Source organism: Paracoccus sp. MKU1 (genome assembly GCF_001447385.1).
Classification (GTDB): Bacteria; Pseudomonadota; Alphaproteobacteria; order Rhodobacterales; family Rhodobacteraceae; genus Paracoccus.
This window is the reverse complement of record NZ_LLWQ01000003.1, coordinates 1-18,683: the sequence shown is the minus strand read 5'-3', so window position 1 is coordinate 18,683 and position 18,683 is coordinate 1. Positions and strand designations below refer to the sequence as shown.

Here is an 18,683-nt window from a genome sequence, read left to right as displayed (position 1 = left end):
TGCGTTGCCCATGACCGATAGCTCCGTCGCGCCTCGGGGGTTTCTGCGCCGCCCCGAACCCAAGGCCATCGGCCATACCGGTCGCGGCGAGCAGATCGTCGGCGGCACGCTGCATCTGGGCGGCATCACGCTGTCGGGCGATTTCTTTCCCGCCGACCTGCCGCCGACCGTCGCGGCCGAGCTGCATGGCTTCGGCTGGCTCGACGACCTGGCCGCCGTCGGCACGCCCCGCGCCCGGGCCATCGCCCAGGACCACGTCCTGCGCTGGCTGCGCCGGCACCGCCAGCCGCAGTCCGAGTCGCCGGAATGGGCGCCCGAGGTCACCGGGCGGCGGGTGCTGCGCTGGATCTTCCATGCCGGGATGATCCTGCCGGGCCTGGACCGCGACGGGGCCGAGCCCTATTTCCGCGGCCTCGACCAGCAGCTGAACCATCTGCGTGACAGCTGGTATGACAGCGCCGACGGGCTGTGCCGGCTCGAGGCGCTGGCGGGGCTGGCCATCGGCGCCATGTCGCTGCGCGACCGCCAGACCATGGCCGCGCCGGCGCTGATCGCCCTGGCCGAGGAGGCCGATGCGATGGGCGTCGCCACCCTGTCCGAGGCGCGCTCGCCCGAGGCGCTGCTGGAGGCGATGGCGCTGCTGGTCTGGGCGCAGGAGGTGGCCGAGGAGGTGGGGCTGGACGGCCCGCCCGAACTGCGCGCCATCATCGCCGAGATCGCGCCGATCCTGCGGGCGCTGCGCCATGCCGACGGGGCGCTGCCCTGTTTCCACGGCGGCGGGCGCGGCGCGGCCGGGCGGCTCGACCGCTGCCTGCGCGCCGCCGAGGGCCCGGCCCTGCCGGTCAGCGGGCTGGCCATGGGCTTTGCCCGCATGGTGCGGGCGCGCACCACGCTGATCCTGGATGCGGCGCCACCGCCCGGCGGTCCGGCGGCGGTCCGCGCCCATGCCTCGACGCTGGCCTTCGAGCTGACCGTGGCGCGCCAGCCCCTGATCGTGAATTGCGGCCCCGGCGACGGCTTCGGCCCGCTTTGGGCCAGGGCCAGCCGCGCCACGCCCTGCCATTCGGCGCTGTGCCTTGCCGGCCTGTCCTCGTCGCGGCTGAACCCGAACCGGCAGGAGGGCGAGCCCGACATCCTGACCGAACGTCCCGATCTGGTCTGGGCCGGCGATTGCGATGCGCTGGGCAACCTGACCGCCCCGGATTGCGGCCCGGCGCATTCGCCGGAACCCGCACATCTGCTGGCCGGCCATGACGGCTGGCTGGCCAGCCACGGGTTGACCCACCTGCGCGAGCTTTGGCTCGATCCCGACGGCATGGGGCTGCGGGGCGAGGATTCGCTGGCCGCGCTGGATGCCAGCGCCCAGGCGCGGCTGGACCAGATCCGCCCTGACGAAGGGCTGGCCTTCGACATCCGCTTCCACCTGCACCCCGAGATCCAGGCCCGCCAGCAGGGGCAAGAGGTGCATCTGACCCTGCCCAATGGCGAGGCATGGCTGTTCGCGCACGACGGCGTGGGGCAATTGCGGCTGGAGGCGTCCTGCCTGCTCGACCGGGCCATGGTCGAGCCGCGCCCCTCGCGCCAGATGGTGATTTCCGCCCATCTGCTGGGCCGCGCCATCCAGATCGGCTGGACCTTGGCGCGTTCCGGGGGTAGGTGACGGGCCAAATCCGCCATCCACCGCACGGGGCCTCCGACCGATGACCGACCGCATTCCGCTGAAGCGCGCGCTGATTTCCGTTTCCGACAAGACCGGGCTGATCGACTTCGCGCGGGCGCTTTCGGCGCGGGGCGTCGAGATCCTGTCCACCGGCGGCACCGCCAAGGCGCTGCGCGAGGCGGGGCTGAGCGTGGTGGACGTGGCCGACGTGACCGGCTTTCCCGAAATGATGGATGGCCGGGTCAAGACGCTGCATCCGGTGGTGCATGGCGGCCTGCTGGCGCTGCGCGACAATGACGAGCACATGGCGGCTGCGAAATCGCACAAGATCGGCATGATCGACCTGCTGGTCGTGAATCTCTATCCGTTCGAGGCGACGGTGGCCAAGGGCGCCGCCTATGACGACTGCATCGAGAACATCGACATCGGCGGCCCGGCGATGATCCGCGCCGCCGCCAAGAACCACGCCTTCGTGACGGTGGTGGTCGATGTCGAGGATTACGCCGCCGTGCTGGCCGAGCTTGACGCCAACGACGACCGCACCAGCCTGGCCTTCCGCCAGCGGCAGGCGCAGATCGCCTATGCCAGGACGGCGGCCTATGACGCCGCGGTCTCGACCTGGATGGCCGGGGCCATCGGCGAGGAAAACCCGCGCCGACGCAGCTTTTCGGGCCAGCTGGCGCAAACCCTGCGCTATGGCGAGAACCCGCACCAGTCCGCCGCCTTCTACACGGACGGCTCGGACCGGCCGGGCGTCGCCACCGCGCAGCAATGGCAGGGCAAGGAACTCAGCTACAACAACATCAACGACACCGATGCGGCTTTCGAACTGGTGGCCGAGTTCGACCCGGTCGACGGCCCGGCGGTGGCGATCATCAAGCACGCCAATCCCTGCGGCGTGGCGCGGGGCGAGACGGCGGTGGACGCCTATCGCCGCGCCTTCGACTGCGACCGCACCTCGGCCTTTGGCGGCATCATTGCGGTGAACACCACGCTCGACGGCGAGACGGCGCAGGCGATCACCGAGATCTTCACCGAAGTGGTCATCGCCCCCGACGCCACCGATGAGGCGCGCGAGATCTTCGCCGCCAAGAAGAACCTGCGGCTCTTGACCACCGGCGGGCTGCCCGATCCTGCGGCGCCGGGGCTGGCCTTCCGCCAGGTCGCGGGCGGCTTTCTGGTGCAGGGCCGCGACAACGGCCGCATCCTGCGCGCCGACCTGAAGGTGGTGACCAAGCGCCAGCCGACCGACCAGGAACTGGCCGACCTGCTTTTCGCCTGGACCGTGGCCAAGCATGTGAAGTCGAACGCCATCGTCTATGCCCGCGACATGGCGACCGTCGGCATCGGTGCCGGCCAGATGAGCCGCGTCGATTCGACCCGCATCGGCAAGCGCAAGTCCGAGGACATGGCCGAGGCGCTGGGCTTGGCGCAGGCGCTGACCATTGGCTCCTCGGTCGCCTCGGACGCCTTCTTCCCCTTTGCTGACGGGGTCGAGGCGCTGGCGGCGGCGGGGGCGCGGGCGGTAATCCAGCCCGGCGGCTCGATGCGCGACGCCGAGGTGATCGAGGCCGCCGACCGGCTGGGCCTCGCCATGGTCTTTACCGGCCAGCGGCATTTCCGTCACTGATGGCCGAGACCGCGACCCCCAAGCCGCGGAAAAGCCCGGCGGCCCCCAGGCGGCGCTCGAGAAAGCCGCCGCCGCCGCGCGTCGGACGGAACGTCGCGCTGGTGGCGGGACTGGTCTTTCTGCTGGACCAGGCGCTGAAATATCTGGTCGTGCATGTGCTGCGGCTGGACCAGGTGCGCGAGATCGACGTCATCGACCCCTGGCTGAACCTGCGCATGGCCTGGAACCAGGGCATGAATTTCGGCCTGTTCGCCAGCGATGTCGAGGTGATGCGCTGGGTGCTGATCGCCATCGCCCTGGCCGTCTGCCTCTGGGTCGGGATCTGGGTCGGGCGGGCCAAGCCCTCGCGCTTTGCGCAGGTCTCGGCCGGGCTGCTGATCGGCGGGGCGCTGGGCAATGTCGTGGACCGGCTGACCTATGGCGCGGTGGCGGATTTCCTGAACATGTCGCTGCCGGGCTGGCGCAACCCCTACAGCTTCAACGTCGCCGACATCGCGATCTTTCTGGGCGCGATGGGGCTGGTGTTGCTGCCGCCGGAAAAGAAGCCGGGCACGAAAAGGCGCAAGACCCCCGCCAAGCCCCGCCCGGCGAAATCCCGCGCGCCCGAGCCCCGGCCGCAGCCCGAGGCGCAGGGTGAGCTGGGGCTGGACGACAAGACCCGTGACGAGGCCGGCAATACGCGCTAAGAACGGGCCGGACGAACAAGAGGGACGGAAGATGCGGGCGATCGCGCTGACCATGACCACGCTGCTGCTGGCCGCTTGCAGCAGCGATCCGCATCTGATGAACACCAGTTCCGGCCGCTCCAGCCCGGACGAATTCTCGATCCTGCCGACCAAGCCCTTGCAGATGCCCGCCGACCTGAACGTGCTGCCGGTGCCGACGCCGGGGGGCGGCAACATCACCGATCCGACGCCGCATGCCGATGCCGTGGCGGCGCTGGGCGGCAATCCGGGCCAGCTTTCCGCGCAGGGCGTCGGCGCTGCCGATGGCGCGCTGATTGCCTATGCCTCGCGCCTGGGCCGCGATCCGGCGATCCGCCAGACCACCGCGCAAGAGGATCTGGCCTGGCGCAGCCGCCATTCCCGCCGCGCGCTCGAGGTGCTGGCGCGGACCAATGTCTATTACCGCGCCTATGGTCCGATGACGCTGGACAGCTGGACCGAACTGGAACGCTGGCGCCCGACCGGGGTGCAGCTGCCCGCCGCGCCGCCCCGCGGCATGAGCCAGGGGGGCGAAGTCGCCCCGCCCAGCGTCCGCGACCGGGTGCCGATCCTGCGCGAGGACTAGGCGCCTCGCGCGCCGATCACGCCGAGATGAGGGGCGGCAGGCTTGCGTGCGCCCGCGCGCGAGGGCAGGGTCATGGCGCGACCCGGAACCGGAGCCTGCCATGACCATCCTGACCCGTCTTGCGCCCGTTGCGCTGCTGCTGGCCGCATCCCCCGCGCTGGCCGAAATGCCCAAGGGAATCAGCCATTTCACCCTGGAGAACGGCCTTGAGGCCGTGGTGATCGAGGATCATCGCGCCCCGGTCGTGGTGCAGATGCTGTGGTATCGCATCGGCTCGGCCGACGAGCAGCCGGGCAAGTCGGGCATCGCGCATTACCTGGAACACCTGATGTTCAAGGGCACCGACAAGCTGGGGCCGGGCGAGCTCAGCAAGACCGTGACCGCCAATGGCGGCCGGGACAACGCCTTCACCAGCTATGACTTCACCACCTATTTCCAGCGTATCGCCAGCGACCGGCTGCCGCTGATCATGGAGATGGAGGCCGACCGCATGGCCAACCTGAAGATCGGCGAGGACGACTGGCAGGCCGAGCGGCAGGTGGTGCTGGAGGAACGTTCACAGCGCACCGACAGCGATCCCGGCGCGCAATTCTCGGAAGAACGCAGCGCGGTGCAGTTCTACAACCATCCCTACGGCCGCCCGGTGATCGGCTGGCGGCAGGAGATGGAGGGGCTGACCCGCGAGGACGCCATCGCCTGGTATGACGCGCATTATGCCCCGAACGCCGCCGTTCTGGTGATCGCCGGCGACGTGACGGCCGAGCAGGTGCGGGAACTGGCGGAAGAATATTACGGCCCCGTCCCGCCCAAGCCCGATGCGACCCGCAAGCCGCGCCCGCAGGAGCCGATCCAGCGCTCGCCCCGGCGGATCGAGCGGGTCGATGCCCGCGTCGCCCAGCCGGTGATGATCCGCAGCGTGATCGCGCCCGAACGCAACCGGGGCGAACAGCAGCAGGCCGCGGCGCTGACCGTGCTGGCCAACCTGCTGGCGGGTTCCAGCCAAACCTCGGTCCTGGCCCGCGACCTGGTGCTGACCGGCAAGGCGCTTTACGTCAACGCCTCCTATGACGGGCTCTCGGTCGATCCGACCACCTTCGGCATCTCGATGGTGCCGGCGCCGGGCGTGTCGAATGCCGAGGCCGAGGCGGCGCTGGACGCGGCGCTGGCGAAATTCCTGGCCGATGGCCCCGATCCTGCGCAACTGGAGAGGGTCAAAACCCGGATCCGCGCCGCCCGCGTCTATGCCCAGGATTCGGCGCATGGCCGGGCCTATGACTATGGCCAGGGCCTGGCCACCGGCCTGACCGTCGAGGACGTGAACGACTGGCCCGACATCCTGGCCGCCGTGACACCCGAGGATATCCGCGCCGCCGCGCAGCTGGTGCTGGAAAACCCGGCCCCCGTCACCGGCTGGCTGCTGCCGCCGCCGGATGCGCCGGCCGAACCGGCACCCGCGGCGCCGCAACCCGTCTCTGCCGATGCCGCCAATCCGGGAGAAACCGAATGATCCGTGCCCTTGCCACCCTTGTCTTCGTCGCGCTGGCGAGCCTGCCGGCCCGCGCCATCGAGATCCAAGAGATCACCTCGCCCGGCGACATCAAGGCCTGGCTGGTCGAGGACCACTCGATCCCCTTCACCGCGCTGTCGCTGATGTTCAAGGGTGGCGCCAGCCTCGACGCGCCGGGCAAGCGCGGGCAGATGAGCCTGATGACCGCGCTGCTCGAGGAAGGCTCGGGCCAGATGGATTCGGTGCAATATGCCGAGGCGGTCGAGGGGCTGGGGGCGCAGAACCGCTTCGATGTCGGCGACGACGCGCTGACCGTCAATGCCCGCATGCTGACCGAGAACCGCGATGAGGCGGCCGAGCTGCTGCGCCAGGCGCTGGTCGAGCCGCGCTTCGACCCCGATGCCGTCGAACGGGTGCGGGCGCAGTTGCAGGCGGTGATCCGTTCCGAGGCGACCGATCCGAACGCCATCGCCAGCAAGGAGCTGGCGCGGCAGGCCTGGGGCGAGCATCCCTATGCCACCTCGATCAACGGCACGTCGGATTCCGTCGCGGCGCTGACCCGCGAGGATCTGGTCGCGGCCAAGGACCGCGTGCTGGCCCGCGACCGCGTGGTGGTGGCGGCGGCGGGCGACATCAATGCCGAGGATCTGGGCAAGTTGATCGACAAGATCCTGGGCGGGCTGCCCGAGCGGAGCTCGGTCCCGCTGCCGGAAAAGGCCGAACTGCAACTGACCGGCGGGGTGACGGTGATCGACTGGGACAGTCCGCAGACGGTGGTCAGCTTTGCCCAGCCCGGCCTGCCCATGTCCGACCCGGATTATTTCGCCGCCTTCGTTGCCGACCATATCCTGGGCGGCGGCGGCTTTTCCTCGCGGCTGATGGACGAGATCCGCGAAAAGCGCGGGCTGACCTATGGCGTCGGCACCGGCCTGTCGAACGGCGTCTATGGCGAGACCTGGCAGGGGGGCATGGCCAGCGCCAATGACAAGGTGGCCGAGGCGGTCGGCCTGATCCGCCAGCAATGGGACCGTTTCGCCGAGGGCGGCGTCACCGAAAAGGAACTGGCCGACGCCAAGACCTATCTGACCGGCGAATATGCGTTGCGCTTTGACGGCAATGGCAAGATTGCCGGCATCCTGGCCGGGATGCAGCTGATCGGCCTGCCGGCGGATTACGTCAACACCCGCAACGCCAAGATCGAGGCGGTGACGGCCGCGGACGTGCAGCGCGTCGCGCAGCGCCTGCTGCATGCCGACCAGATCCGCTTCGTGCTGGTCGGCCGGCCGGAAGGCATCGACGCGACCAATTGACGAATCCTTTCCCGGCGCGCCGGGAAATGCTAGATCTGGGGGCATGAACACTCATGACCCCAAGATGCGTCCCGTTATCCGGCAATTGGACGAGGCGGCCGCCAACCGCATCGCCGCCGGCGAAGTGGTCGAGCGCCCGGCCTCGGCGGTCAAGGAACTGGTCGAGAACGCGCTGGACGCCGGGGCGACGCGGGTGGAGGTCGCCATCGCCAAGGGCGGCAAGGCGCTGATCCGCGTCGGCGACGACGGCTGCGGCATGACCGCCGAGGACCTGCCGCTGGCGCTGGCCCGGCACGCGACCAGCAAGATCGACGGCAGCGACCTGCTGGACATCCGCAGCTTCGGCTTTCGCGGCGAGGCGCTGCCCAGCCTGGGCGCGGTCGGAAGGCTTGTGATCACAAGCCGCGCCGCAGGGTTCGAGGCCGCGCAGATCGCGGTCGCGGGCGGGCGCATCGGCCCGGTGAGGCCCGCCGCCGGCAATCGCGGCACGGTGGTCGAGCTGCGCGACCTGTTCTTCGCCACCCCGGCGCGGCTGAAATTCCTGCGCTCGGACCGGGCCGAGACCCAGGCCGTGGCCGAGGTGATCCGCCGCCTGGCCATGGCCGAGCCCTATGTCGGCTTCACCCTTACCGACGAGGACGAGGGCCGGGTGCTGTTCCGCGCCGATGCCGAGCAGGGCGAGCTGTTCGGCGCCTTGCAGACCCGGCTCTCGCGCGTCATGGGCCGGGATTTCATCGACAACGCCTTGGCCTTAGACGCGACGCGCGACGGCATCACCCTGACCGGCTTTGCCGCGCTGCCGACCTATTCCCGCGGTGCGGCGGTGGCGCAGCATCTTTACGTCAACGGCCGCCCGGTGCGCGACAAGCTGCTGACCGGGGCGCTGCGGGCGGGCTATATGGACGTGCTGGCCTCGGGCCGGCATCCGGCGGCGGTGCTGTTCCTGACCTGCGATCCGCATGAGGTCGATGTGAACGTGCATCCCGCCAAGGCCGAGGTCCGGTTCCGCGAGCCCGACATCGCCCGCGGGCTGGTGGTCTCGGCACTGCGCCATGCGCTGGCGGGGGCGGGGCATCGCGTCTCCTCGACCGTGGCGACGGCGGCGCTGGGGGTGGCGCGGCCCGAGCCTGCCCTGCCTCGCGCCTATCAGGCCAGCTACGGCCCCGCCCGCCCCTCGGCCCCCGCCATCGCCGCCAGCCTGGCTTTTCAGGCGCCGGGCTTTGCCGAGGCGCCGACCGCAAGGGTCGAGCCCCAGCCCGAAGCCCTGTCCGAGCCCACCGAGGCGCCGCTGGGCGCCGCCCGCGCGCAACTGCACGAGAACTGGATCATCGCCCAGACCGCCGACGGCATCGTCATCGTCGACCAGCACGCCGCGCATGAGCGGCTGGTCTATGAGCGGCTGAAGGCGCAGCTTGATGCCAAGGGCATCGCCAGCCAGGCGCTGCTGATCCCCGAGATCGTCGAGCTGTCCGAGGCGGACGCCCATCGCATCCTGGCCATTGCCGGGGAACTGGCGGCGCTGGGGCTGGTGATCGAGCCCTTCGGCGGCGGCGCCGTGGCGGTGCGCGAGGTGCCGGCGCTGATCCAGCGCCTGAACGCCGCGGCCCTGATCCGCGACATCCTGGACGACCTGGCCGATCAGGGCGCATCGGACCGGCTGCGGGCGCGGGTCGATGCGGTGCTGTCCTCGATGGCCTGCCACGGCTCGGTGCGCTCGGGCCGGCGCATGTCGGCGGACGAGATGAACGCACTCTTGCGCGAGATGGAGCGGGTGCCGAAATCCGGCCAATGCAACCACGGCCGCCCGACCTGGATCGAATTGAAGCTGGCGGATATCGAGCGCCTGTTCGGGCGATGATCATCTCGCACCGGCACCGCTATGTCTTCGTGCATATTCCCAAGACCGGCGGCACCTCGCTGACCCTGGCGCTGGAGGCGCGGGTGGGCCGCGACGACATCGTCCTGTCCGATACGCCCAAGGGCCGCAACCGCCGTCGCCGCGTCAAGGGCGTGGCCGCGCACGGCCGGCTGTGGAAGCATTCGACGCTGGCCGACATCCAGGGCCTGGTCGATGTGGCGGCCCTGGACGACTATCTGGTCTTTACCCTGGTGCGGAACCCCTGGGCGCGGGCGCTGAGCTATTATTCCTGGCTGCGCGGGCAGGGCTTTGCGCATCCCTCGGTGCGGCTGGCCAAGGCGGTCGGCTTTGCCGATTTCCTGCGCGACCCGATGACGCAGGCGCAGCTGGCGGTTCCGGCGCGGCATTACCTGACCGGCCCGCAGGGCGAGCGCCCGGCGCTCTGCCTGCGGCTGGAGCATCTGGGCGCCGATCTGCCGCCGCTCGAGGCCCGGTTGGGCTTTTCCCTGCGCCCGCTGCCGCATGAGAACCGTTCGGAGCATGGCGACTGGCGCGCGGCCTATGACGCCGAAACCGCCGGCATCGTCGCGCGCGCCGCGGCCGAGGACATCGCCCGTTTCGGCTATCGCTTCGATCCCGATTGACCCGGGCGCCCGTCGGGGCGACAAATGGAAAGATGCCGGAGGTACTGCCATGCTGGAAATCAGTCCCGAAAAGATCGCCCATGTCATCATCCGCGCGCGCGAATACGACAGCGGCGTCAATCCCTGGGCGCATAGCGGGCATCGCAAGGGCCATGGCACCCAGACCGAACTGGCCGAATTCATCGCCAGCCTGAACGAGGACGAGCAGGCCAGCCTTGTTGCGGTGATGTGGATCGGCCGCGACACCTTCGGCCCCGAGGATCTGGACGAGGCGATCGAGACCGCCAAGGCCGAGCGCAGCGCCCCGACCCAGGATTACCTGATGGGTGAGCCGCAACTGGCCGATTACCTGGAGGCCGGGATGGAGGCCCTGGGCATCTCGCCCGAGGAGGTCGAGGACGAGTTGCAGCGCCCGGTCTAGCCGCCCGGATCGGCGCGGCCCTGTATCGTGAGCCGAGGGCCGGCGGAGGCAAGCGTCGGCCCCTGTCTCTCGACCGATCATCGCTGCCGTTTTCGGCTCGATCCCGGGCTTTCGGTCCAACGCCGTGACCGGCAATCGGCGACCGGGCCTGTCCCCACGCTTCAGGGGCGAATATCCCGCCGTCAGCCGCGCGCCAGCCGGATCAACTCGCCGGCATCGGTCAGGATCAGCAGTGCACCGTCGGGCGCCAGCTCGATGTCGCGGACCCGGCCGATGCCTTCGGCCAGGCGCTGCTCGCCGGTGACGCGGTCGCTCTCGATGCGCAGCCGCACCACCGCCCCGGCCTGCAAGCCGCCGATCAGCGCATCGCCCTCCAGTTCCGGGAACATGGCGCCCCGATAGAACAGCATGCCGCTGGGCGCGATCACCGGGTCCCAGTAATAGACCGGCTGCTCCATCCCCTCGCGCTGGGTGATGCCCTGGCCGATGGGGGCGCCGCTGTAATCCTGGCCATAGGTGATGACCGGCCAGCCATAATTGCGCCCGGGCTGCGGGAGGTTCAGCTCGTCCCCGCCCTGCGGGCCGTGCTCGACCGTCCAGAGCCGGCCCTGCGCGTCCAAGGCCGCCGCCTGGATGTTGCGATGGCCATAGGACCAGATTTCGGGCCGGGCCTGTCCGTCGCTGAACGGGTTTCCGGGCGCGGGGCCGCCGGTGGCGGGGTCGATGCGCAGCACCTTGCCCAGATGCGTGCCCAGATCCTGCGCCAGTTGCCGCGGCTCCGGCCGCGAGCGTTCGCCGGTGGTGACGAAAAGCTGGCCTTGATGGTCGAAGACCAGCCGCGAGCCGAAATGCATGGTCGAGGCCCAAGCCGGCTCTTGGCGGAAGATCACCCGCATCTCCTCCAGCGCGGTGCCATCGGCCGACAGCCGCCCGGTGCCGACCGCGGTGGCGTTGCGCCCGTTGCCGCGCGGCTCGGAAAAGCTGAACCAGACCTGCCGGGTGCTGGCGAAATCCGGCGCCACCGCCACGTCCAGGAGCCCGCCCTGGCCGCGGGCATCGACCCGCGGCAGGCCCTGGATGGGCTGGGACAGCTGGCCGTCGCGATAAAGCCGCAGCGTGCCGGTGCGTTCGGTGATCAGCAAGCCGCCATCGGGCAAAAGCGCCATGCCCCAGGGCTCGCTGAGCCCCCGGATCAGCGGCGTCCGCGAGATGGGGATCTGCTGGCTGATCTCGGCCGCACGGGTCTGGCCGGGAAAGGCCGGTTCCTGTCCCCGGGCATTGGGCGGCCGGTCGTTCAGCTCGGCCAGCGCCGGCAGGGCGGTGACGCACAGGGCAAGGGTGGCGGCAAGGGCGCGTCGCGGCATCATGGTCGCATCCGTCTGGCTGGGTTTGCGGCCCAACGCGCCTGCCGGCGCTTGCGTTCCCGCGCGGTCACAGCGCGGAGAGGTGGTCCCGGAAAATCGACCGCGCCCGGCCCCATGCTTCCGCGTCGATACGGTCCAGATCCTTCAGCACCGGCAGCAACTGCCCGGCATAATCCAGCGCGCTTTCGCGCGGCAGCAGCGAGGGCAGGTTGTCGATCGCCATCACGTCCAGCGGCGGATGGTCGGCGACGCGGATCACCGGCTGGGCCCAGTCGGTCGCGCGGTCATAGACCTTGACCGGGTTGAAATCGCTGGAGGGATCGCAGGCGACATCCCCGATCACCGTCAGCAGCCGGCCGGGATCGACCGCCTCGGGCGGCACGAAGGCCGGAGTCTGCGGCCCGGCCAGGATGCAGTTGACGAACAGTTCATGCGCCAGGATCTCGGGGAACGGGCCGCCGCTGGCGGTTTCGGCCATGTCCCATTTCGTGACCCGTACCCCCATCGCGGTCAGCAGGTCCGAGGCGCCGCTGCCGACCCGTCCCAGCGCGCCGATCACGATGGCCTGCGGGCGCGGCGCGCCGGTCGCGTCCAGCTCGGCCCGCAACTCGTCCCGCATCGCCTCTTGCGACGGCCAGCCCCGGACCGGCCCGCAAATGCCGCCGCGCCGCTGCGCCGCCCAGGCCTTCAGCGAGACCGCCGCCCCGGCGAAGCCGGCCCAATAGCCGAATGCCGCCAGCCTGCGGCCGTTCTCGTCGGTCAGGTATTCCAGGTCATAGAGCGCGCCGCCGCCGTCGCGAAACCGGCGCAGCAGCGCCAGCCCGGCCGGCTGGCCCTTGTAGGCATGGCCGAACATGATGTGGCGATGCGTCAGGGGCGTGCCGTCTTCGGGCAATTCCTTCAGGCCGAAGATGATGGCCTCGGCCGGGGCGTCCGGCCAGGAGCCCTGCGGCGCGATCTCGGCCCCGGCTGCGGCGTAATCGGCGATGGGCAGGATGCGATGCGGGCTTTCCTCGACCGTGACGCGGAAGCCCTGGGCGATCAGCTCGCGCGCGCCGGCGGGGGTGATGCCGACCCGCCGTTCGTTGGCGCGGCTTTCCGCGCGGACCCAGAGATGAACCATGCGCGCCTCCTTTGCTTGGGGTTAGGGAAACCGGGCCTGCGCGGCAAGCGAGGGCCGCCTTGCGCCGCGGAACGGTCCCTGCCCGGCGGCGTCGATGCGGGTGGTGGCCTGGGCGATGGGCTCGACGATCACCGCCATGGCGAAGGCGGTGGCATGGATCATCCGCTCGCCGTCCAGCGCCAGGGCGACATGGCCGGGCCAGAACAGCAGGTCGTTGCGGCGGATCCGCTCGCCGGCCTCGGGGAAGGCGGTCTCCTGCATGTCGCTGTCGCCGGGGCAGGGCACGGCGCAGGCCGCAAGCGCGGCCTGCACCAGCCCCGAGCAGTCGATGCCACAGCGGCTGTTGCCGCCCCAGAGATAGGGCGTGCCCAGCAAACGCTCGGCCACCGCGGCGGGGTCGCGGTCGGGCCGGTCCGAGATGTGCTGCGCCGGCACCCAGCCACCCTCTGCCAGCCGGGCGAAACCGCCCTGCATGGCGGTGACCGACAGCCGTGCGCCCAAAGACAGGCACAGCGTTTCGGGGGTCTTCATGTCCGGCTCGGCATAGACATGGGTGGCGGGGGCGCTGACGCGATGGGTGATCGCGGGCATCTGCCGGCTCAGCCCCTCGGCCCGGACCCAGCCGCAATAGCCATCCGCCGCCGCCTGCACGAAGGCCCAGCCGTCCACCTGCTCCAGAAGCACCAGATCGGCGCCGAAATTCAGCTGGCGATCCCGGGCGCCGCCCGGGGCGCGGCACAGATCGGCCAGCGGTGCGGCCAGCCGCATCGGCTCGCCGGGCGTATAGGTCGGACGCCGCAGCGTCCCGCGCAGCGAGTCCAGCGCGACGCGCTCGGTCGCCGGGGTCAGCCGGCGGTCGCTGGGCGCGGTCATCGCAGGATCTCCGGCAGGGCGTGCAGGATGGCGCGCATGCCCTGACCCGCCCCACCCTTGGGCCGCCCCGGCGCGGCGCTGGGTTGCCAGCCGTAGATGTCGAAATGCGCATAGGCCCGGGCCTGACCGGTAAAGCGGCGCAGGAACAGCGCCGCGGTGATCGCTCCGGCGAAGCCGCCCGAGGGCGCGTTGTCCAGATCGGCGATGGCGGGCTCGATCATCGCCTCATAGGGTTCCCAGAAGGGCAGGCGCCAGACCGGGTCCGCATGGGCCCGGCCGGCGCCCTGGATCGCGGCGGCCAGCGCATCGTCGTCGCAGAAGAACGGCGGCAGTTCCGGACCAAGCGCGACGCGGGCAGCGCCGGTCAGCGTCGCCATCGAAACCAGCAGATCCGGCGCCTCCTCATCCGCCAGGGCCAGCGCATCGGCCAGCACCAGCCGGCCCTCGGCATCGGTATTGTTGACCTCGACGGTCAGGCCCTTGCGGCTGGTCAGGATGTCGCCGGGGCGGAAAGCATTGGCAGAAATCGCGTTTTCGACCGCCGGGATCAGGATCCGCAGTTGCATGTCGCGATGCAGGTTCAGGCGGGCCAGGGTCTCGGCCAGGCCCAGCACATTGGCCGCGCCGCCCATGTCCTTTTTCATCAACGCCATCGAGGACGGCGGCTTGATGTCCAGCCCGCCAGTGTCGAAACAAACCCCCTTGCCGACCAGCGTCAGCCGCGGCCCCTCGCCGGGAAAGCGGATGTCGATCAGCCGGGGCGGCTGCGCGCCCGCCCGGCCGACGGCATGGATCATGGGGAAGTTCCGGGCGATCAGGTCGTCGCCGCAGATCACCTCGATCGCGGCGCCATGCCGCTGGGCCAGATCGCGGGCGACCCGCTCCAGCTCTGCCGGCCCCATGTCCGAGGCCGGGGTGTTGATCAGGTCGCGCGCCAGATATTCGCCCGCCGCCATGGCGATCAGCCGGTCGCGGTCCAGCCCGGCGGGGCAGGTGAGCCGGGCGCGCGCCGCCTCGCTCCGCTTGTAGCGGTCGAAACGGTATTGCGCGAACAGCCAGCCCAGGGCGCCCTGGGCAAGGTCGAATCCTTGCGGCCGATTGGCCAGGTGCCAATTGCCGGCGGGCAGGGCCTCGGCCGCCCGCGCTAAGGCAAAGCGTTCGCGCGCCGGGCGATCCGCAGCCGTCGGTTCGGGACCGATGCCGAACAGCGCGCCGTCGAGCCCGCCCTCGGCTGAGGGCAGCAGGCAGACTTGCCCCGGTTTGGCCGCGAAACCCTGCGCCTTGGCCCAATTCGCCGCGAGCGGGCCGATCTCGGGCGGCAGGTCGGGCTGGGATTCGCCTTGGCGGACCAGCCAGAGCGGCAGCGAGGCGTCATTGGGATCGGCGAATTCGGCAATCATCGGCATGCTCGTGATCTTTTGTCCTTTGCGGCACCCTAGCGCCCGGACGGAGGACTGCAAAGGCGCGATCCGCCTAGGGCTTTTCCGGTGGATCCCACAACTCGGTCAGCGAACGGTTGCCGATTCGTTCAAGCCGGCCGGTCGTGGCGGCCAAAGCGGCCTGGTCCCGGCGTTCGGCGCAGGCGCCGACGTCGATGGCGACCCCTGCCAGAGTGACCAGCCCGACCTGCCAGGCCAATCGTGACAGCTGGTCGGCATTGGCGACAATGGCGCCCGGATCGCCCTGCTGCGAGGCCGCCACCGTGCGGCGCAGCGCCAGTGCCAACTGTTCCAAGGCCGCGCCGATCACCGCCCCGGCCGCAGGCTCGCCCAGTTCGCGAATGATCTGCTCAAGCCTTTGCACGTCGATCCGGACCCTTTCGTCCATGGCCAGAACTGCAATCTTGGTCATCCCTGCTCCCATGTCGGGTCCTGTCACGCTGATGCGCAAACTGGCATCAATCCATCAAGAAAAGGTTATGGGACCTTTGCTAAACCTCTCGAACTTTATCGGTTCAGCCGTTATCAGTCGGGTGATCGGTAGATGAGGAAGCAATGAGAGAAGCACGTCCACTGCCGCAGTATCTGGTCCAGCGCTATCATGGCTGGCGCGCCACAGCCTTCGTCGAAAATCGGGTCTGGTATCGTCGGCTGGCCGATGACGGCCAGCATCCTCGTGCCATGGTCATCGCATGCTGCGATTCGCGCGTGCATGTGACCTCGATATTCGGAGCGGATACCGGCGAGTTTTTCATCCATCGCAACATCGCGAATCTGGTTCCCCCTTACGCGCCGGACGGCGAGCAGCACGGCACCTCGGCTGCGGTGGAATATGCGGTGAACACGCTCAAGGTCGCCCATGTCGTTGTCGTCGGGCACACGAATTGCGGCGGCGTGCAGGGATGCCATGCCATGTGTTCGGGCCACGCGCCCGAGCTCGAGGAAAGGTCGAGCTTTGTCGGCCGCTGGATGGACATCCTGCGGCCGGGATATGAGCGCGTGGCCTCGCTGCCGCCGGAACGGCAGATTCGCGAACTCGAACGGCAGGCGGTTCTGGTCTCGCTCGAGAACCTGATGACCTTTCCCTTCGTGAAGACCGCGGTCGAGTCGGGAAATCTTTCGCTGCACGGGGTCCTGCACGACATCGCCGAGGGAACGCTTGAGCAATACGACAATCAGGCCGGCGGCTTCGCGCCGATCATCTGAGCGGTCCCTTGCCGCGATTCCGGTGAGGCCTGGTGGTGCTGGGCTTTGGCGAGTGAATGCCTTGTCGGCCCATGCGGGGAATCGTCTGCATGGACCGGGTTCAGTTCACGATGAATTCGGCATGCAGCGCCCCGGCGGCATGGACCGCCTTGAGGATGTCGATCATGTCACGAGGTCTGATGCCTAGCGCATTGAGCCCCGCGACCACATCCGACAGCGACGATTCGCCGGATAGTTCGGCAAAACCGATCCCGGGTTCCTGCGTGATCTCTGCCTGAGTCCTGGGCACGACGACGGTTTCTCCCGCAGCGAAAGGGTTCGGCTGCGACACGACGGGTGTTTCACGGACCCGCAGGGTCAGGTTGCCCTGCGACACGGCCACGCGTGAGATGCGCACGTCCTCGCCCATGACGATCGTGCCGGATTTGTGGTCGATGACGACCCGTGCTGCCGTCTCGGGTTCGACGGTGATATTCTCGATCTGACCCATCAGCCGCGCTGGGTTCACCCTGCCCAGAACCGTCGAATCGATCACGATGGTCCCCGAATCGACAAGTTCGGCCAGTCCCCGGCCGAGATTGCGGTTGATCGCGGCTTCCACGCGTGCGGCCGTGGTGAAATCGGGGTTTCTCAGCGCCAGTCGCAGGTTCGTCATCTGCGAGAAATCGAAGGCGACTTCCCGTTCCACCCTGGCGCCGGACGGGATGGTGCCGGTCGTGGGAACGCCCTGGACGACCGAGGCGGCTGCACCAGATGCCTCGGCTCCGCCCGCGAGGACGGAACCTTGCGCAACGGCGTATATTTCCCCGTCCGCCGCGTTCAGCGGCGTCATGACCAGCGTGCCGCCGAGCAGGCTTTTCGCGTCGCCTATCGCAGCCACGTTGACACCAATCTGCGAACCGGCGCGTGCAAAAGGTGGCAGGGTCGCAGTGACGATCACCGCCGCGACGTTCTTGGGGCGGAACGCTTCGTCGGTGACGTTCACGCCAAGCCGTTCAAGCAGGCCGGCCATAATATCTTCGGTAAAGGGCGAATTTCGCAAGCTGTCGCCTGAACCGTTGAGGCCGACGACAAGGCCATAACCGACCAAGTCATTGCCCCGGACGCCGTCGATATTGGCAAGATCCTTGATGCGGACCGGTGCGGTCAGGCCGGGACCAGCAAGGCCGAACAGGATCAGGAGAAGGCAGAGAAACCTCATGACAGGTAATCCGTCAGGTTGAGACGGGAGAGCCGTGCTGTAAGAGCATAGAGGCTTTGAATTTTTGCTTCGGTTTCTTCCAAGGCGGTGGCGGTTTCAAAAGGATCGGCGCCCGTCATGTTCGTGCGTGCGACCGAAAGTGCCGTCGTCTCAGCCGAGTTTCTGGCTTGCGCCTGCGTGACGACCGCCTGCTGTTGGCCCAGATCCGCTCGGGCACGGATCAATCCGGTGCTTCCCTTGCTCAGCCGTGTCCCGGCCTCGGCGAAAAGTTCTCGTAAGGTTGCTGCGTCGATTGCCGTGCCTGCCTCGGACGCATAAGCGATGATCGCCATCCCCTTCAACGTATCGCGCAGTTCCAGCGAGTTGGCGGTCAGTTTGCTGTCGATCTGGCGATCGGGAGAGACAGAGAGCCGTGTGCTGCCATTGTCACTGCCTTGATAGATCGTATCGGAAAAACCACCCGCCCCCCCGGGGGCGTCGAACCATGCGTCTATGCGGCTCACGATATCCGCAGTCGTGGCGGCACCTGCGACCGTGGCGGTCAGTTCCGTGAGCATCATATCGAAATTGCCCAGCGGCGCGCTGTCGGTTCGGCTGCCTGCAAACGCATATTGCCCGGCAATATTGGTGTTCAAGATGCCGAACATCGACCGGAAGTCGCGCGTGACATTATCGGCGCGTGCTCTCAGGTCGTGTTCGTCCGCAATATTGGATTCACTCAGTAGCCGGGGTCCTAAATCATCCACGACGGCATGGATCTGCTCGAGTGCGGCCTGCATCCCCGCCAGTCGGTTCTGTGCTTCCGCTGCATTCTGCTGGAACGTGGTCAGCAGCTTCAGTCGGGATTCAATATGTGAAATTCCCGAAACATCGTAACCATCCGGCGTAGGCCGCGGACGGGTGTCCGTGCTCAGGGAGTGGGCTTGGGTGCTTTGGGCTTGCCGGGCCGCGGGGACCATTTCTTCGCGAGTTGGTCAAAGCGTTCGACGATCCTGTCGATCCTGGCATCTTCGGGATCGAAGGATGCACCTGACCAGCCGACCATGTCGTCGTGCTGCTCGTGGTCCGGATCTGCGAGGGCTTCGAGGAATTCCTCGTAGCCCGGAGCACCGCCGACATCCTCGGGCGGGCAGGCCCCGCTGGCCTTCAGAAGCCTT

General features: G+C 68.9%; 17 protein-coding genes and 1 pseudogene. 10 read left to right on the top strand and 8 right to left on the bottom strand.

From position 1 onward, the window contains the following. Window positions 1-10: 10 nt before the first annotated feature. The 9 genes from AQY21_RS00235 (at window position 11) to AQY21_RS00195 (ending at window position 10,320) form a co-directional block, all read left to right on the top strand. On the top strand, window positions 11-1,660 hold the full coding sequence (locus AQY21_RS00235) for a heparinase II/III family protein (protein WP_058095909.1): 1,650 nt from the start codon (window positions 11-13) through the stop codon (window positions 1,658-1,660). Window positions 1,661-1,700: 40 nt separating this feature from the next. Then, the gene (gene purH, locus AQY21_RS00230) at window positions 1,701-3,290 is read left to right on the top strand and encodes a bifunctional phosphoribosylaminoimidazolecarboxamide formyltransferase/IMP cyclohydrolase (protein ID WP_058095908.1); all 1,590 of its coding nucleotides are present in this window, start codon (window positions 1,701-1,703) and stop codon (window positions 3,288-3,290) included. Window positions 3,291-3,391: 101 nt separating this feature from the next. Continuing rightward, window positions 3,392-3,976, top strand: a complete 585-nt coding sequence (lspA, locus tag AQY21_RS00225) for a signal peptidase II (RefSeq protein ID WP_369807737.1) — start codon at window positions 3,392-3,394, stop codon at window positions 3,974-3,976. A gap of 31 nt (window positions 3,977-4,007) precedes the next feature. Continuing rightward, the gene (locus AQY21_RS00220; RefSeq protein WP_058095906.1) at window positions 4,008-4,580 is read left to right on the top strand and encodes a DUF3035 domain-containing protein; all 573 of its coding nucleotides are present in this window, start codon (window positions 4,008-4,010) and stop codon (window positions 4,578-4,580) included. Between the two features lie 100 nt (window positions 4,581-4,680). Further along, complete coding sequence (locus AQY21_RS00215; RefSeq protein ID WP_058095905.1) at window positions 4,681-6,087, top strand: pitrilysin family protein; 1,407 nt, start codon at window positions 4,681-4,683, stop codon at window positions 6,085-6,087. Continuing rightward, window positions 6,084-7,397, top strand: coding sequence for a pitrilysin family protein (locus AQY21_RS00210; protein WP_058095904.1), 1,314 nt, complete (start codon window positions 6,084-6,086; stop codon window positions 7,395-7,397). The genes AQY21_RS00215 and AQY21_RS00210 overlap by 4 nt, the downstream gene beginning before the upstream one ends. Before the next feature lie 43 nt (window positions 7,398-7,440). Next, a complete protein-coding gene (mutL, locus tag AQY21_RS00205; RefSeq protein ID WP_058095903.1) occupies window positions 7,441-9,255 on the top strand; it encodes a DNA mismatch repair endonuclease MutL in 1,815 nt (604 codons plus the stop codon). Beyond that, on the top strand, window positions 9,252-9,899 hold the full coding sequence (locus tag AQY21_RS00200) for a sulfotransferase family 2 domain-containing protein (RefSeq protein WP_058095902.1): 648 nt from the start codon (window positions 9,252-9,254) through the stop codon (window positions 9,897-9,899). Before mutL ends, AQY21_RS00200 begins: the two co-directional genes overlap by 4 nt. 49 nt (window positions 9,900-9,948) lie before the next feature. Continuing rightward, entirely contained in the window at window positions 9,949-10,320 is a 372-nt protein-coding gene (locus AQY21_RS00195) for a DUF3775 domain-containing protein (RefSeq protein ID WP_058095901.1), read from the top strand. 182 nt (window positions 10,321-10,502) lie between these two features. Here the strand turns inward: AQY21_RS00195 and AQY21_RS00190 are convergent, their stop codons facing one another. The 5 genes from AQY21_RS00190 to AQY21_RS00170 all read right to left on the bottom strand — a co-directional run bounded on the left by AQY21_RS00190 (window position 10,503) and on the right by AQY21_RS00170 (window position 15,531). Further along, on the bottom strand, window positions 10,503-11,687 hold the full coding sequence (locus tag AQY21_RS00190; protein ID WP_058095900.1) for a PQQ-dependent sugar dehydrogenase: 1,185 nt from the start codon (window positions 11,685-11,687) through the stop codon (window positions 10,503-10,505). A 64-nt stretch (window positions 11,688-11,751) separates the two neighbouring features. Further along, window positions 11,752-12,807, bottom strand: a complete 1,056-nt coding sequence (locus tag AQY21_RS00185; RefSeq protein ID WP_058095899.1) for a saccharopine dehydrogenase — start codon at window positions 12,805-12,807, stop codon at window positions 11,752-11,754. Between the two features lie 21 nt (window positions 12,808-12,828). Then, window positions 12,829-13,680, bottom strand: coding sequence for a C40 family peptidase (locus tag AQY21_RS00180; RefSeq protein WP_058095898.1), 852 nt, complete (start codon window positions 13,678-13,680; stop codon window positions 12,829-12,831). Beyond that, window positions 13,677-15,080: a M17 family metallopeptidase gene (locus tag AQY21_RS00175; protein ID WP_058095924.1), complete on the bottom strand. Its 1,404-nt coding sequence runs from the start codon at window positions 15,078-15,080 to the stop codon at window positions 13,677-13,679. Before AQY21_RS00175 ends, AQY21_RS00180 begins: the two co-directional genes overlap by 4 nt. Window positions 15,081-15,153: 73 nt before the next feature. Beyond that, on the bottom strand, window positions 15,154-15,531 hold the full coding sequence (locus AQY21_RS00170) for a hypothetical protein (protein ID WP_058095897.1): 378 nt from the start codon (window positions 15,529-15,531) through the stop codon (window positions 15,154-15,156). Between the two features lie 143 nt (window positions 15,532-15,674). Here AQY21_RS00170 and AQY21_RS00165 point away from each other — a divergent pair, with 143 nt between their 5' ends. Further along, window positions 15,675-16,325 (top strand): carbonic anhydrase, encoded by a 651-nt coding sequence (locus AQY21_RS00165; protein ID WP_058095896.1) that lies wholly within the window; start codon window positions 15,675-15,677, stop codon window positions 16,323-16,325. Between the two features lie 100 nt (window positions 16,326-16,425). Here the strand turns inward: AQY21_RS00165 and AQY21_RS00160 are convergent, their stop codons facing one another. The 3 genes and pseudogenes from AQY21_RS00160 to AQY21_RS00150 form a co-directional block, all read right to left on the bottom strand. Beyond that, window positions 16,426-17,526: a flagellar basal body P-ring protein FlgI gene (locus tag AQY21_RS00160; protein WP_058095895.1), complete on the bottom strand. Its 1,101-nt coding sequence runs from the start codon at window positions 17,524-17,526 to the stop codon at window positions 16,426-16,428. Further along, entirely contained in the window at window positions 17,523-18,305 is a 783-nt protein-coding gene (locus tag AQY21_RS00155) for a flagellin (protein ID WP_238986648.1), read from the bottom strand. Before AQY21_RS00155 ends, AQY21_RS00160 begins: the two co-directional genes overlap by 4 nt. 131 nt (window positions 18,306-18,436) lie before the next feature. Beyond that, a pseudogene (locus AQY21_RS00150) lies at window positions 18,437-18,683 on the bottom strand (plasmid pRiA4b ORF-3 family protein); the annotation flags it as partial.

What these genes read in the sequence shown, in the direction of transcription:
- AQY21_RS00235 (WP_058095909.1), top strand. Translation starts at nt 11, where the DNA reads ATGACCGATAGCTCCGTCGCGCCTCGGGGGTTTCTGCGCCGCCCCGAA.
- purH (WP_058095908.1), top strand. Translation starts at nt 1,701, where the DNA reads ATGACCGACCGCATTCCGCTGAAGCGCGCGCTGATTTCCGTTTCCGAC.
- AQY21_RS00220 (WP_058095906.1), top strand. Translation starts at nt 4,008, where the DNA reads ATGCGGGCGATCGCGCTGACCATGACCACGCTGCTGCTGGCCGCTTGC.
- AQY21_RS00215 (WP_058095905.1), top strand. Translation starts at nt 4,681, where the DNA reads ATGACCATCCTGACCCGTCTTGCGCCCGTTGCGCTGCTGCTGGCCGCA.
- AQY21_RS00210 (WP_058095904.1), top strand. Translation starts at nt 6,084, where the DNA reads ATGATCCGTGCCCTTGCCACCCTTGTCTTCGTCGCGCTGGCGAGCCTG.
- mutL (WP_058095903.1), top strand. Translation starts at nt 7,441, where the DNA reads ATGAACACTCATGACCCCAAGATGCGTCCCGTTATCCGGCAATTGGAC.
- AQY21_RS00200 (WP_058095902.1), top strand. Translation starts at nt 9,252, where the DNA reads ATGATCATCTCGCACCGGCACCGCTATGTCTTCGTGCATATTCCCAAG.
- AQY21_RS00195 (WP_058095901.1), top strand. Translation starts at nt 9,949, where the DNA reads ATGCTGGAAATCAGTCCCGAAAAGATCGCCCATGTCATCATCCGCGCG.
- AQY21_RS00190 (WP_058095900.1), bottom strand. Translation starts at nt 11,687, where the DNA reads ATGATGCCGCGACGCGCCCTTGCCGCCACCCTTGCCCTGTGCGTCACC.
- AQY21_RS00185 (WP_058095899.1), bottom strand. Translation starts at nt 12,807, where the DNA reads ATGGTTCATCTCTGGGTCCGCGCGGAAAGCCGCGCCAACGAACGGCGG.
- AQY21_RS00180 (WP_058095898.1), bottom strand. Translation starts at nt 13,680, where the DNA reads ATGACCGCGCCCAGCGACCGCCGGCTGACCCCGGCGACCGAGCGCGTC.
- AQY21_RS00175 (WP_058095924.1), bottom strand. Translation starts at nt 15,080, where the DNA reads ATGATTGCCGAATTCGCCGATCCCAATGACGCCTCGCTGCCGCTCTGG.
- AQY21_RS00170 (WP_058095897.1), bottom strand. Translation starts at nt 15,531, where the DNA reads ATGACCAAGATTGCAGTTCTGGCCATGGACGAAAGGGTCCGGATCGAC.
- AQY21_RS00165 (WP_058095896.1), top strand. Translation starts at nt 15,675, where the DNA reads ATGAGAGAAGCACGTCCACTGCCGCAGTATCTGGTCCAGCGCTATCAT.
- AQY21_RS00160 (WP_058095895.1), bottom strand. Translation starts at nt 17,526, where the DNA reads ATGAGGTTTCTCTGCCTTCTCCTGATCCTGTTCGGCCTTGCTGGTCCC.
- AQY21_RS00155 (WP_238986648.1), bottom strand. Translation starts at nt 18,305, where the DNA reads ATGCAGGCCGCACTCGAGCAGATCCATGCCGTCGTGGATGATTTAGGA.